Source organism: Acinetobacter sp. ANC 4910, assembly GCF_004331035.1.
Lineage (GTDB): Bacteria > Pseudomonadota > Gammaproteobacteria > Pseudomonadales > Moraxellaceae > Acinetobacter.
In genome coordinates, this window is sequence record NZ_SJNT01000008.1 from 26,497 (window position 1) to 39,069 (window position 12,573).

Consider the following 12,573-nt stretch of genomic DNA (forward strand, 5'->3'; position numbering starts at 1 on the left):
TTGCAATTAAAATATTAAATATGTATTTTAAATACATCTTATAAATAACAGCCAAGTGAGATCACATCATGACTCCGCAGCAAATTGAACTTGTAAAAGCCACTGTCCCTGTTCTTCGTGAAAATGGCGTTGCATTAACCGGCTATTTTTATAATCGCATGTTAGGGAATAATCCTGAATTAAAAGAAACCTTTAATATGGGACACCAACGTAGCGGCGCTCAAGCACAAGCACTTGCGGGTGCCGTATTGGCTTATGCAGAAAATATCGAAGACCCTTCTGTTCTTTTACCTGTGGTTGAATTAATCGCACACAAACATGTCAGCCTAAATATTCAAGCCCCTGACTACAATATTGTGGGTGAAAACTTGCTCCATTCCATCAGTGAAGTCCTTAACATCTCAATGGAAGATCCATTAATTGATGCGTGGGCAGCGGCTTATGGGCAGTTGGCAGATCTATTTATTAGCACTGAAAAAGCCATTTATAATCTGCATCAACAAACCCAAGGTAGTTGGTTAGGCTGGCGTAATTTTAAAATTGCCAAGAAAGTGGTAGAAAGTGATGAAATTACCTCTTTCTATCTTGCGCCTGTCGACGGCGGTGCATTACCAAAATATGAAGCAGGTCAATATATTTCAGTTCGCGTATTTGTCGAAGAGTTAGGTTTAAAACAACCTCGCCAATACACTTTATCGACCAGCCCGCAAGCCGACTATTTACGCATTTCGGTAAAACGTGAAGATGAGAAAGGTGATTTAGCTGGTGGTTGGGTATCAAGCACACTGCATGGTTTGGCTGAAGGTGCTGAAATTGAAGTCTCTGCACCAACAGGTAACTTCTATCTGATTGATAGCAGCAAACGCAATGTCTTTATCAGTGGTGGTGTGGGCTTAACCCCAATGATTGCCATGCTTAATCAATTGGTTACACTGGATATGCCACAACCTGTCAGCTTTATTCATGCTTGTCGCAGCAGCCAAGTCCATGCCATGAAACAACATATTCATGAGCAGAAATCAAAATTCCCTCGCCTAACAACGTTTACTGCCTACGAATTTCCACATGAAGGCGATGTATTAGGTGATGATTATGATGTGGCTGGACGCTTAGACTTAGGCACTGTGGATGCAGCATTGTTACCAAAAAATGCCGATTACTACCTATGTGGCCCAATGCCATTTATGGCAGAACAACATAAAGCCCTCGTCGCTCGCGGCATTAAACCTGAACAAATTCATAGTGAAGCATTTGGTACAGGTGGGGTTCGCATCTAAACCTGCTACCGCATGCGTACCGTATAAGGCTAGTCTATGTTAGACTAGCCTTATCTATTCATCTCAAAAAAAGATGAGCACAATCATGCAACTAAACAAATTTACCGATTATGCCCTGCGTATACTTATGTATATTTCACGACCACGAGCACATGCTTATACCATTGCTGAAATTGCAGCAGACCTTCAGGTATCACAAAACCATTTGGTTAAAATTGTGCATTTTATGGGCAAGCAAAACTGGTTGATCACCACCCGTGGTAAAGGCGGCGGCATACGGCTGAATCCCGATGCGGTTCACCTTAAAGTCGGTGATGCAGTCAGAACCCTACAAGGTGAAAATCAGATTGTGGAATGCAACAATCCTCCGTGTGTACTTAGAAGTCATTGCGGTCTAAAAAGTATTTTAGATCAAGCACTCGATCAGTTTTATCAGCATTTAAACCAATACACCTTAGGTGAAGTACTTGCGCGCTCAAATGCTAAAAAGACCAAGACCATTACAAATGGCATTGAACTACTCAACCTATAACATTTTCAAGTTACAAGAGGAAAATTCGCGTGCGTGGGCGACTTCCTTTATACTAGGCACTTGAAAATAAGTGAATGAAGTTGAGTTATGCACCACAGCAGAGGAAAATCAAAAAACAGTAAAACCGCGCAGGCGCCTAAGCAAAAGATCAGCTATGAGAAAAAGCTTGATCCTGTGATTACTGAATATGCTGTACGCGCACTCAACTGGCTACGTAAAGCCGCATTTTTAATGAGTGCACCCAAGCTCGATATCTGCGTAGAAGATACTGGTTACGAAATTGCGTTTGCTGGACGTTCCAATGCGGGTAAATCCAGTGCAATTAATGCGTTAACCAATCAAAAGCAGTTGGCACGCGCCTCGAAAAAACCAGGGCGTACCCAAATGATCAACTTCTTTAGTTTGGGCAATCCAGATCAACGTCTGGTCGATTTACCAGGCTATGGATATGCAGCCGTTCCTGAAGCCATGAAAATTGTGTGGCAGAAAGAGCTTGAAAATTATCTGATTCATCGTCAAAGCCTACAGGGCTTGGTATTGTTGATGGATATCCGTCATCCTCTACAACATTTTGATGTGATGATGCTGGAATGGGCTTACTCACGTAAACTGTTTGTGCATGTGCTGTTGACCAAATCAGATAAGATGAACCGTGGTCCTGCCAACCAAGCCTTATTAGACGTCAAACAACAATTGAAGAAAATGAAACTCGATTTCTCGATTCAATTGTTCTCTTCATTAAACAAACAAGGTTTAGAAGAACTTGCCAGTGTCATGGGTGGGCGCCTGAATTTCACCCTTGAACAATCTGCCCAGTTTGACCTAGCGCTTATTCCTGAAGCAGAAGCAGATGATTTAGCCGAAGACAGCATTGAAGATGATGAGAGCGAAGCTTTTGATGCCGAGGAAATTGAAGTAGATACCCCTGAGCAAGCACCGAAACAAGATTAAGTGCGATTCAACCCCATCAACTCTTCATGAATTGACATTGAAATGTCCCGTATTGCTAAACACATTGCGGGATATTTTTTTCATACTGCCCTCAATGCGTCAAAAAAGCTTGAGACCGTAGAATGAAACTCTTACAACGCCTGAGAAAAACAAAAATTAGCTCTTCAATTCAATATCGTATTCAACCGCGCAAAGTGAAGTTTGAATGGCAAAATACACCCGTGGACTGGGTGCCAGAACAACCTTTTGTCAGCTATTTTATTAATGAAATTAATATGATTTTACCGGCAGGCGAGTTCTGGTTTTGCCGTTTGTACAATAAAGTCCTACCGCAAATTCAAGATGAAAAACTCAAACAAGATGTACAAGCCTTTATTCGTCAAGAAGCCATGCATGCTCAAGCACACAACTCTGCCAACAAAGAATATTTACGCGAACGCCAAATCGACATTCAACGTAATCTGGATCTGATGGATTTTTTATTTGGAAAGCTACTGGCAGATCAACCTCTGGGCTTAAACATTCCTAAACCGCTAGAACATCAATGGGACTTGTTCCGTTTAGGGATTGTTGCCACAGTTGAGCATATGACCTGTGTTTTGGGTAAATACGCACTCTACAATACCGAGTGGCAAAAACGTGGTGCAGATCCTGCCATGCTAGATTTAGTGAAATGGCATGGTGCTGAAGAAATTGAACACCGTACCGTGGCATTCGATTTGTACCGACATTTGGGTGGCGGCTATCTGGCACGTTATTACCTCAGTGTTGTGGTGATTGCTGCGGTACTTGGGCTATGGGTTGATGGCACAGCACATATCATGCAACAAGACCCACGCTTTAAATCGATTCGCCCTGCAATCTACAAAGCTTGGATTTGGCGTGAATGGTATGCAATTTCTCAACGCAACAATGGTTTGTTGCCAAACCCACTCTGGCTCATCTCTCAACAATTGGGCTACTTAATGCCGTGGTACGACCCTGTACATGAAGCCAAAACTGAAGATGCAATTGCTTACCTCAATCAATCGCCTGCTGCACTTCGCGCGATGCTCAAAGTCGCATAAATCAATTATCCGTATGTCGGAACACTACAAAAAGCAGGCTGAATAGACCTGCTTTTTCGCTCATTCTAAAATATCATGTTTAGATGTTGAGCACTCGCCATGCACGCCCATCTCAGTGTACTGACCCTTGCGGTTCATGATCTACAAGCTTCACTCAATTTTTACTGCCAAGGATTGGGTTTTAAAAGTGACGGTATTATTGGACAAGAATATGAAAATGGCGCGGTCGCCTTTATTGAATTACAGTCTGGCTTAAAACTGGCACTTTGGCCGCAACAGAGTTTAAGTCAAAATTCGGGCTTGGCTTCAACACCGTTCTGTCCGACCGGATTTTCGCTAGGACACAATGTCGGTTCAGCAGCCGAAGTCGATGCCATTATGGCACTCGCTAAAAGAGCTGGAGCAACCACCACCAAAGCTGCACAAACCACTTTTTACGGTGGCTATGCAGGCTATTTTCAAGACCTAGATGGACATCTTTGGGAAATTGTTTGGAATCCTTGTTGGGAATAAAGCTAGCTGTTTGGTTCCGTCACAGCTTCACGAGTATGGCGATCAACCACCACACTAATCATCATATCGCCTTGCACGTTTACCACGGTTCGCACCGTATCCAACAAGCGGTCGATCGGCAATAAAATCGCGATCGCCTCTGCGGGTAAACCCACCGATTGCAACACCATAATCATGGTGACCATGCCTGCACTTGGAATACCAGGTGCGCCTAATGATGCGATCATCGCGGTTAAGCAGACAATGATTTGTTGTCCCAGACTCAAGTCTAAACCAATTAAATTGGCCACAAACAACGCAGCCGCAGCTTCATATAGCGCTGTGCCATCCATGTTCAACTGCGTACCCAGTGGAATCACAAAGCCTGCGGTGGCAGGACTGACTTTGAGATTTTCTTGTGCACATTTCATGGATAGCGGCATGGTCGCAGAACTGGAACTGGTAGCAAATGCGGTAATCAACGCGGCTCGCGTACCTTTAAAGAACGTCACAGGATCCATCTTGCCAAAAACCCATAACAACAATGGCAACACCACCGCACCATGAAAAATGGTCGTTCCTGTCACCACCACAGCAAATTCGGCTAAACGGCTGAGTACCGAAAGATCTTCCGTGGCAATCAGTTTGGCGAGTAATGCAAAAATCCCCAATGGCGCCAGTTTCATGACCCAACGGATCATCAGCATCATGATTTCAAAGAACTGTCCTGCAAGCTGACGCACCGCTTTAAAACGCTCCCCCCCATGTACCAATGCCACACCAATAAAGAGTGTAAACACCACCACTGCCAAGACATTCCCTTCTGCAAAGGCTTTAAATGGATTGATTAACGTATTCTGAATAAAATTGGTAAAGAAAGACGATGGCGTTAAGGTATCAGGCGTTTGGTATTGATTCATGTCATTCTGGAATAAGGCGATATCTACCCCCTTCCCGACGTCAAATAAATGTGCACAGCCAATACCTAAAATTAAGGCTAAAGTGGTGGTGGTGACACAGCAGGCGACCGTGATTTTCCATACTTTTCCAAGTTGCCCACCTGCTTGCAAGTTGGATACCCCAACCACAATTGAGCTAAAAATGAGTGGAATTAGCAGCATTTTCAGTAGGCCAATGAAAATACTACTGATAATGCCCAAGCCATATAAACTGGTGCTAAAGAAGCTACTCTGTGGAAAGACACTGAGCAGAAAACCAAAAGCAATCCCCAGAATGGCAGCAATTAAAATCTGTGTGTTTAAATTCATTGTGATTGATAAAGAAAGCATTTGAACTTAACACTACTATGTCATGCTGATGTTGAAGAATCGAGCAATTTTTTGTCACAACCTTATGATAAAAAAGCCAATAAATGATTCACCTACCCATCGCGTTTTCAACGAAGATATTGTTGGAAGATCATTTGAGCTTTTTCTTCATTTGCTGGTACGCCATCAAAGCTAGCACCATTGACAACTAAGCCACAGGTCGAAGCATATAAAACATTTTGTGCTGAACTAAGTGCAATTACTCTGTGAATAACATCAACCCAATCCTTAAATTGCCCACCATTTATACGTTCTTTCACAATTTTTTCAGCTGTTTCCTCACGGATACTACACACTTTTGCTAACTCAGCAGCCGATGCGGCATTAATTTCCACCAAATGCAATTCATAGCGCAAAGCACGTTTAGCGTCTTTCTCTGCTTGTCTTATTTGACGTTGTTGGGCATTTCTAGCATCGTGAGCTTCATCTTCAGCTTTCTTTCGTGCTAAAGCTTCTGGTGACTTTTCCGCCTCTCTTTGAGCTTGAGCTTCTTGCATGGCACGATAAGAGTTTATATCAATACATTTATATTGTTGGTTAATCGTATAACCATCTTCTAATGCCTGATTACGCTGCTCTATTGTAAATAAGGGTTCACCATAACAGGCATTTTGGTATTCTTGTGAAGTCGATGCATCATTTGAACAACTCGAAATCGCGAAACATATACTGACGGTCATCATCGACATCTTAAGGTGAGTTCGCAATAGTCTTACCATTGAATTTTTGAGCACAGCAAACTCACCTATTAACTATTTTAATTATTTTTTCTTACTGCGTTTCAATTTCTCTGAGCCGAATCAAGCCTTCTTGGGTGGTACTACAGACCAACTCACCATTTTGCCACATCCGTCCAAAATTTAGTCCACGCGAATTCGCACTCACAGTTGCCTCCATGTCATACAACATCCAGTCATCCACCCGGAATGGTTTATGGAAATACATGGCGTGGTCAATACTGGCACATTGCAAACTTGGTGATAACCAACTCAAACCATGCGGTCGTAATGCCGTGGTCATTAAAGTAAAGTCTGAATAAAATGCGGCAATGGCTTGATGCAGTGAAACCTCATCAATTTCTGGCGCAATTGGGTCATGCGTACGAATATAGTGTGCATAAGAAGGTGCCGCTGGTTGTGGCTGATACGGATTCATTGGATCAATTGGTCGAATCTCAACATGACGATCACGCATAAAACTGGCACGTACGTTTTCAGGTACAAATTCGACCAGCATTTGTTTTAATTCAGCTTCCGATTTCACTTGCAGCGGTGCTGGATAATCAGGCTCCTGAATCTGATAATTCAAGCCTTCTTCTGGCTCTGCAAAAGAAACCATCGCGGTAAAAATGGTGCGTCCATGCTGGATGGCACGCACTTGACGACTGACAAAACTTTTCCCATCCCTTAAACGATCCACTTCATAAATGATCGGTGCATTCACATCACCCCCGAAGAGAAAATAAGCATGTAAGGAATGCGCAGGGCGATCTGCTGTGTAAGATGCGGCACGTAAAGCCTGCCCCAAAACTTGCCCACCAAAAACACGCTTACCCACCAAATTACGACTTTGACCGCGAAAAATATTCTCTTCGATTTTTTCAAGGCTAAGCAGTTCAACCAATTCTTGAGTTAAGGCATTCATAGCAGACCCGTTTTAAATTTTAGACACACCCGTGTTGGTGTTGATTAGAAAGACCATAGAGCACTCGCTCTAAAACTATATTACATAAATGTTGACCGTTCCCCTAGAGATTAATTGACTGTACTGTCACTGTAATTTTCAAATTTAATTGCTAAAAATATGTGGTTTAAGGCTAGAATCTTGGCATAAGCAGTGAATTTATCAGAAAATGACCTCTAGTTTTTGATTACAATTACCCAGAATAATTCCCCCTTCACATTTTGGGGCTTCGTACCGTATTAGGAGTATTTATGTCCAAGCGTGGCTTTGGTCAAATGTATCGCCAGCTTTCCAGCAAGCTGCTTGACCTTGTGGTAACCCCTCATATTTTGGGTGAAGTACCCAGCAACCCGACAACTCCAACAACCAGCGAAGACCCAAATGTTGCCAACACGCCCAGCAAAAAAGTGGTGTGTTACGTCTTACAAAATTATTCGCGTAGCAATGCCTTGGTGGTCGATGGCGAAACCCGTCGTTTAAAACTACCTGCCGCATTAGACCCACTATTGATTGGTGAACATAAAGAAAAAGCCTCAATCTTATTCTTGCAACATCATGATGAGCAGAACTTACTGAGTCCACCACCCAATACGTTCCCCCCTCGTCTATTACGCCTCATCGACTTACTCGAAAAACATCCAGATTTAGACATTGAGTTGGTACCTGTCACGGTGCTGTGGGGGCGTTCGCCAGATAAAGAAGACTCTTGGTTTAAACTGTTATTTACCGATACATGGGCAACACCAAGCCGTGTCAAACAAATGGTGAATATTGGCTTGCATGGACGTGAATCTTATCTGGAATTCCACGAAGCCCAATCCTTACGTGACCTGATCCAGTATGCCAAAATCACCCATCCAAATTTATCGCCTGCGACGTATATTATTAGCAGCTTAAATAACTATATGGATGCACAGCGTGAAGTGGTGCTTGGTCCTGATTTATCAGACCGTCGTAACGTCATGCATAGCCTGATTAAGGCACAAGATGTACAAGATGCCATTCGTCGCGAAAGTATTCGTAGCAAAATCAGTATGCTAGAAGCAGAACGTCGTGCGATTAGCTATTTAAATGAAATTGTCTCGGACTATTCATCTTCTGCGGTACGCTTTGCCGATATGGCGCTGACGCGTTTATGGACGCAGCTCTATGATGGCGTTGAAGTGCATAACTTCAGCACGGTACGTGAACTGGCGAAAGAATACGAAATTATTTATACCCCATGTCACCGTAGTCATATCGACTACCTGTTATTGTCTTATGTGATTTATAAACGTGGCTTGATGGTGCCGTATATTGCTGCGGGCGATAACCTGAATATGCCATTTGTAGGTCAATTATTACGTGGTGGCGGTGCGTTCTTTATTCGCCGAACTTTCCGTGGCAATGGCTTATACACTACTGTCTTTAAAGAATATTTATACAGTATTCTGGCGCGTAACACGCCTTTGGAATATTTCATTGAAGGCGGACGTTCACGCACAGGCCGTCTATTGCCCGCAAAAACAGGCATGCTCGCCATGACGGTACACAGCCATCTTCGTGGACGTGCAAAACCGATTGTGTTTGTTCCTACCTATATTGGCTATGAACGCCTGATGGAAGGTTCAACCTATGTTGGTGAAATGCAAGGCAAACCGAAAGAAGCAGAATCAGTCCTCGGGATTGTGAAAACCCTGCGTAAAATTGAACGCATCTTCGGTAAAGTACATGTGAACTTTGGTGAACCTGTATTCCTAGACGACAAACTTAAAGCCTTCGGTGCTGAAAATATTCGCATTGAGAAAAATGACGATCCAATTCCAAATGAAGTCTCCGATGCTGTGAGTAGTGCTGCACATACCATTTTGGAAAACATCAACCGTGCCGTAGTGATTAACCCGGTATCTTTGTTGTCTTTAATTTTATTGGCGACACCAAAACATACACTGGATGAAGAACTGTGCATTAAACAGTTAGATGCTTATCGCAATTTGCTGACTGCACTGCCTTATGATGAGCGCACGCAAGTTACGCCACTTTCTGGCAAAGAAATTATTGCCTACGGTTTAAAACTCAAACTGATTAAGCGCGTGAAGCACGTTCTGGGTGACATTATCGCGATTGAAGACAATCAAGCTGTATTACTCACCTACTTCCGCAATAACATTGTGCATGCTTTTGTCTTGCCATCTTTGATTGCAGCATTGGTGGAACATAACGGCAGCATCAAGCGTCACGATTTATGCAATGTCATTCGCACCCTGTATCCATTCTTGAAAGCTGAGTTGTTCCTGAAATGGGATGACGAAAGCTTAAAAGCGCAAATTTCCGCTTACGCAGATGCTTTACTCAGTACAAAACTGATCACTGAAGATGCCGATGGACACTTGATTTCTCCTGCACCAAATACTGAAGAACATAATCAATTGTTAGTGCTCGCTGGTCCTGTAATGCAAAGCCTAGAGCGCTATTACATGACCTTAGCGCTGATTACACAGCGTGGTTCTGGCAACATCTCGACGCGTCAAGTGGAAGAGTTGAGTCACTTGGTGGGTCAACGCCTCTCAGTGTTGTATGAATTCAATTCGCCAGAGTTCTTTGATAAAGCGCTATTCCAAGGGTTTATTCGTGTACTGACTCAACAAGGCTATATCAGTACCAATGCCGAAGGCTCGATTGTGTTTGACAGCAACTTTAGCAATATTGCTGCCAATGCGAATTTGGTACTGGATGATGTGACTTTACAAATGTTGCAACACATCACTACCTTTAGCGATGAAGAGTTAAAGCAGGTATTAGATGCAGTTGCAGCACAGCAAGCGAAACGTCGTTTGAAGCGCAAGAAGAAGTGATTTTAAGAAGCATAGGTATCTGCAATTGGTAGATGCCTATGCTGTATGTATAACAAGAAAGTTACATCTATTTCGTAGATGAGATTTTATGTTAAATATTATTTGTATGTGACTTATAGTATGTAGACTTATAGTCTACTTTTGACAGATATTTATATACATGAATATCTGTCAAAAATTTGGTATGAAAGTACGCGAAAATCGCGAAAGACTGAAATGGTCACAAGAAGATCTTGCTGAACATTGTGGTTTACATCGTACTTATATTAGTGGAATAGAAAGAGGTAAAAGGAATCCAACATTACAAATTGTTGGTTGTATAGCTACTTGTCTTGAAGTTAAGCCAGAAGAATTATTAAAAGATTGAATACATTTACAATGTTACTTATAGGCTGTGGTGAGAACATTCTCTTTGCTAAAAAATTATCATTTTTTTAGTATCTAATAATGATTTTTTCTACCCCTGATCAAATCCAACGTATTGCTAGTATTTTATATTCTTATGCTCGTTTACCATTTGTAAGTAATAATATTCCTGGTGCAATAATGGAAAGTGTTTTAGCAACTGTTAGAGATGCTGAAGTACTAGATACATATGACTTTATTGATGTTTTAAACAAAGATACAAAAATAGGATGGCAAGTAAAATCTACACAAGCATCAACTCCAGTAACATGGAAAAGAGCAAAAATAACTAATTCTTCAACCTTGATTAATGATTCTCTGAGTAGTCCTGAAGCATGTCAAATTTTAGGTGATGCTATTATTAAATTTTGCAATGATCATGCTCAACATAGTTTGGATCTTTATAATTTAGAAGAAATTGGTTATAGCCGATTAATTCTACATAAAAATAATAAAGCTACCTATTTTGAGAAAAAACTATGTGATAAAAATTCACCACTAATTTTTAAATCGGAAGATTATTATTGGGAATGGTCTATTCCAAAGAAAACAGATAAGAAAGAGCAATTACCATCTTTCAAAGGCATTCGAAAATTAGATCGCAAAAAAGTATGGGCATGGCATGGATTGGGTGAAAATCAATTACATTTTACTGCAGAAAAAGAGTGGTGGCTTCCTGTAGGGCATATCAATAGGATTGATTTTGATATGCCTACAGATATTCAAAAATTCACTTTAGAACAAATTTTAGAAATGCTGGAAAAAGGCTCTAATTAACTAATATCTTCAATCATACTTTCAATAATAGCCTTGATTAATAGAGGTGGAACCGCATTACCTAGTTGCCCTGCTTGATCTGTGTATGTACCTGTAAATTCATACCAATCGGGGAAGCTTTGAAGTCGTGCTGCCTCTCGAATGGTTATTAACCTGTAGTCAATTGGATGTCCCCAACGGCCTGAACCAGGATGAAAAACCCATCTTGTTATTGTTGGTGCAATCATATCTTTAGTCAGACGACCATATGCCCCACTGTACCCACCTTTTACTTGTAAATGTTCAGGTAAGTCTTTGAGTCCTTGTCCTGGTAAAAGGGCTTTAATTCGCTCTTCCTGTAATGGTTTTAATGGTTTTGCAAAATGGTTCTTTAAATCCGTTGAAGCACCATTGCGCATTATTTTTTGGAAATCATTTAAGGGGGGAAATTCGTAATATGACTTTTTTTCATCTAAATCTAAATTTGGAAGATCACCAATAGCATCCCATACTGTAACATGTTGTGATTTAGTATGAGTTGGATGCGGAATCTTGAATTTCACACCTAAGCGATTAGCTATAAAAAAAGCTCGTTTCCGTCTTTGAGGAACGCCATAATCAGCTGCATTAAGTACCATTTCAGTAACTTGATAGCCTAGATCAGAAAGTCCTTCAAGAATTCTATTTGCATAAGACCCTTCAAAACCATTTTTCATTTCAGCAACATTTTCCATCAATATCATTTTTGGAAAAATATCTGAACAATATTTCAAAAACGTATTAATTAATTGGTTATTTTGGCTATCAATTTCCCTTGCTTTACGAGGCACATTTTTAGAGAAGCCTTGGCATGGTGGCCCACCTACTAGAATATCTAGTACGCCTTTTTCAAGATTCATCTGATCTAAAATTATATTTGGCTCTGTGTATGATAAATCACAGGTAATAGCTTGGCTTTTTAAAAAATTATTTTCAAAAGAACTAATGTATTTTTTTTCAACATCTAAACCTGCAATCACTTCTACATTAGCCATCAACAGGCCTGTTGAAATGCCTCCACATCCACAAAAAATATCTATAGCTTTTAACATCAATAGCGCCTAATTGTTACTCATAGTATTCAAAATGTTTGAACTAATTGTATGTCAGTAAGCTTTTTTCAGATAGTAAAATATATTTTTATTTTTGTTGATTCATCTTTTAGTTATTTTAAAATTAACATAATGTACGTTATACGTAATGCTATTT

At 41.0% G+C, this 12,573-nt stretch carries 12 protein-coding genes; 8 read left to right on the top strand and 4 right to left on the bottom strand.

The window, feature by feature from the left end; all coding sequences use genetic code 11:
* Positions 1–68: 68 nt before the first annotated feature.
* From hmpA to E0H82_RS10210, 5 genes are all read left to right on the top strand, one after another.
* Positions 69–1,277, top strand: a complete 1,209-nt coding sequence (gene hmpA / locus E0H82_RS10190; protein ID WP_116761972.1) for an NO-inducible flavohemoprotein — start codon at positions 69–71, stop codon at positions 1,275–1,277.
* 85 nt (positions 1,278–1,362) lie between these two features.
* Positions 1,363–1,809 carry an RrF2 family transcriptional regulator gene (locus E0H82_RS10195; protein ID WP_131264513.1) on the top strand — a complete coding sequence of 149 codons (447 nt, stop codon included), beginning with the start codon at positions 1,363–1,365 and terminating at the stop codon, positions 1,807–1,809.
* Positions 1,810–1,896: 87 nt separating this feature from the next.
* A complete protein-coding gene (gene yihA, locus E0H82_RS10200; protein WP_131264514.1) occupies positions 1,897–2,760 on the top strand; it encodes a ribosome biogenesis GTP-binding protein YihA/YsxC in 864 nt (287 codons plus the stop codon).
* A gap of 122 nt (positions 2,761–2,882) precedes the next feature.
* Positions 2,883–3,827 carry a metal-dependent hydrolase gene (locus tag E0H82_RS10205; RefSeq protein ID WP_131264515.1) on the top strand — a complete coding sequence of 315 codons (945 nt, stop codon included), beginning with the start codon at positions 2,883–2,885 and terminating at the stop codon, positions 3,825–3,827.
* 99 nt (positions 3,828–3,926) lie between these two features.
* Positions 3,927–4,340, top strand: coding sequence for a VOC family protein (locus E0H82_RS10210; RefSeq protein ID WP_131264516.1), 414 nt, complete (start codon positions 3,927–3,929; stop codon positions 4,338–4,340).
* Between the two features lie 2 nt (positions 4,341–4,342).
* Here the strand turns inward: E0H82_RS10210 and E0H82_RS10215 are convergent, their stop codons facing one another.
* The 3 genes from E0H82_RS10215 to E0H82_RS10225 all read right to left on the bottom strand — a co-directional run bounded on the left by E0H82_RS10215 (position 4,343) and on the right by E0H82_RS10225 (position 7,291).
* Entirely contained in the window at positions 4,343–5,587 is a 1,245-nt protein-coding gene (locus E0H82_RS10215; protein WP_131264517.1) for a dicarboxylate/amino acid:cation symporter, read from the bottom strand.
* A gap of 128 nt (positions 5,588–5,715) precedes the next feature.
* Positions 5,716–6,327, bottom strand: coding sequence for a helix-hairpin-helix domain-containing protein (locus E0H82_RS10220; RefSeq protein WP_228258647.1), 612 nt, complete (start codon positions 6,325–6,327; stop codon positions 5,716–5,718).
* 91 nt (positions 6,328–6,418) lie between these two features.
* A complete protein-coding gene (locus E0H82_RS10225; protein WP_131264518.1) occupies positions 6,419–7,291 on the bottom strand; it encodes an acyl-CoA thioesterase in 873 nt (290 codons plus the stop codon).
* Positions 7,292–7,581: 290 nt separating this feature from the next.
* Between E0H82_RS10225 and plsB the strand changes: the two genes are divergently transcribed.
* The 3 genes from plsB (at position 7,582) to E0H82_RS10240 (ending at position 11,346) form a co-directional block, all read left to right on the top strand.
* Positions 7,582–10,164, top strand: coding sequence for a glycerol-3-phosphate 1-O-acyltransferase PlsB (plsB, locus tag E0H82_RS10230; protein ID WP_131264519.1), 2,583 nt, complete (start codon positions 7,582–7,584; stop codon positions 10,162–10,164).
* A gap of 160 nt (positions 10,165–10,324) precedes the next feature.
* Entirely contained in the window at positions 10,325–10,531 is a 207-nt protein-coding gene (locus tag E0H82_RS10235; RefSeq protein ID WP_131264520.1) for a helix-turn-helix domain-containing protein, read from the top strand.
* An 80-nt stretch (positions 10,532–10,611) separates the two neighbouring features.
* On the top strand, positions 10,612–11,346 hold the full coding sequence (locus tag E0H82_RS10240) for a hypothetical protein (RefSeq protein WP_131264521.1): 735 nt from the start codon (positions 10,612–10,614) through the stop codon (positions 11,344–11,346).
* Here the strand turns inward: E0H82_RS10240 and E0H82_RS10245 are convergent.
* A complete protein-coding gene (locus tag E0H82_RS10245; protein ID WP_131264522.1) occupies positions 11,343–12,416 on the bottom strand; it encodes a DNA cytosine methyltransferase in 1,074 nt (357 codons plus the stop codon). The genes E0H82_RS10240 and E0H82_RS10245 overlap by 4 nt on opposite strands.
* Between the last annotated feature and the right edge of the window lie 157 nt (positions 12,417–12,573).

Bases quoted from the DNA above. Each gene is read 5' to 3' on its own strand.
- hmpA (WP_116761972.1), top strand. From the start codon at position 69: ATGACTCCGCAGCAAATTGAACTTGTAAAAGCCACTGTCCCTGTTCTT.
- E0H82_RS10195 (WP_131264513.1), top strand. From the start codon at position 1,363: ATGCAACTAAACAAATTTACCGATTATGCCCTGCGTATACTTATGTAT.
- yihA (WP_131264514.1), top strand. From the start codon at position 1,897: ATGCACCACAGCAGAGGAAAATCAAAAAACAGTAAAACCGCGCAGGCG.
- E0H82_RS10205 (WP_131264515.1), top strand. From the start codon at position 2,883: ATGAAACTCTTACAACGCCTGAGAAAAACAAAAATTAGCTCTTCAATT.
- E0H82_RS10210 (WP_131264516.1), top strand. From the start codon at position 3,927: ATGCACGCCCATCTCAGTGTACTGACCCTTGCGGTTCATGATCTACAA.
- E0H82_RS10215 (WP_131264517.1), bottom strand. From the start codon at position 5,587: ATGAATTTAAACACACAGATTTTAATTGCTGCCATTCTGGGGATTGCT.
- E0H82_RS10220 (WP_228258647.1), bottom strand. From the start codon at position 6,327: ATGACCGTCAGTATATGTTTCGCGATTTCGAGTTGTTCAAATGATGCA.
- E0H82_RS10225 (WP_131264518.1), bottom strand. From the start codon at position 7,291: ATGAATGCCTTAACTCAAGAATTGGTTGAACTGCTTAGCCTTGAAAAA.
- plsB (WP_131264519.1), top strand. From the start codon at position 7,582: ATGTCCAAGCGTGGCTTTGGTCAAATGTATCGCCAGCTTTCCAGCAAG.
- E0H82_RS10235 (WP_131264520.1), top strand. From the start codon at position 10,325: ATGAATATCTGTCAAAAATTTGGTATGAAAGTACGCGAAAATCGCGAA.
- E0H82_RS10240 (WP_131264521.1), top strand. From the start codon at position 10,612: ATGATTTTTTCTACCCCTGATCAAATCCAACGTATTGCTAGTATTTTA.
- E0H82_RS10245 (WP_131264522.1), bottom strand. From the start codon at position 12,416: ATGTTAAAAGCTATAGATATTTTTTGTGGATGTGGAGGCATTTCAACA.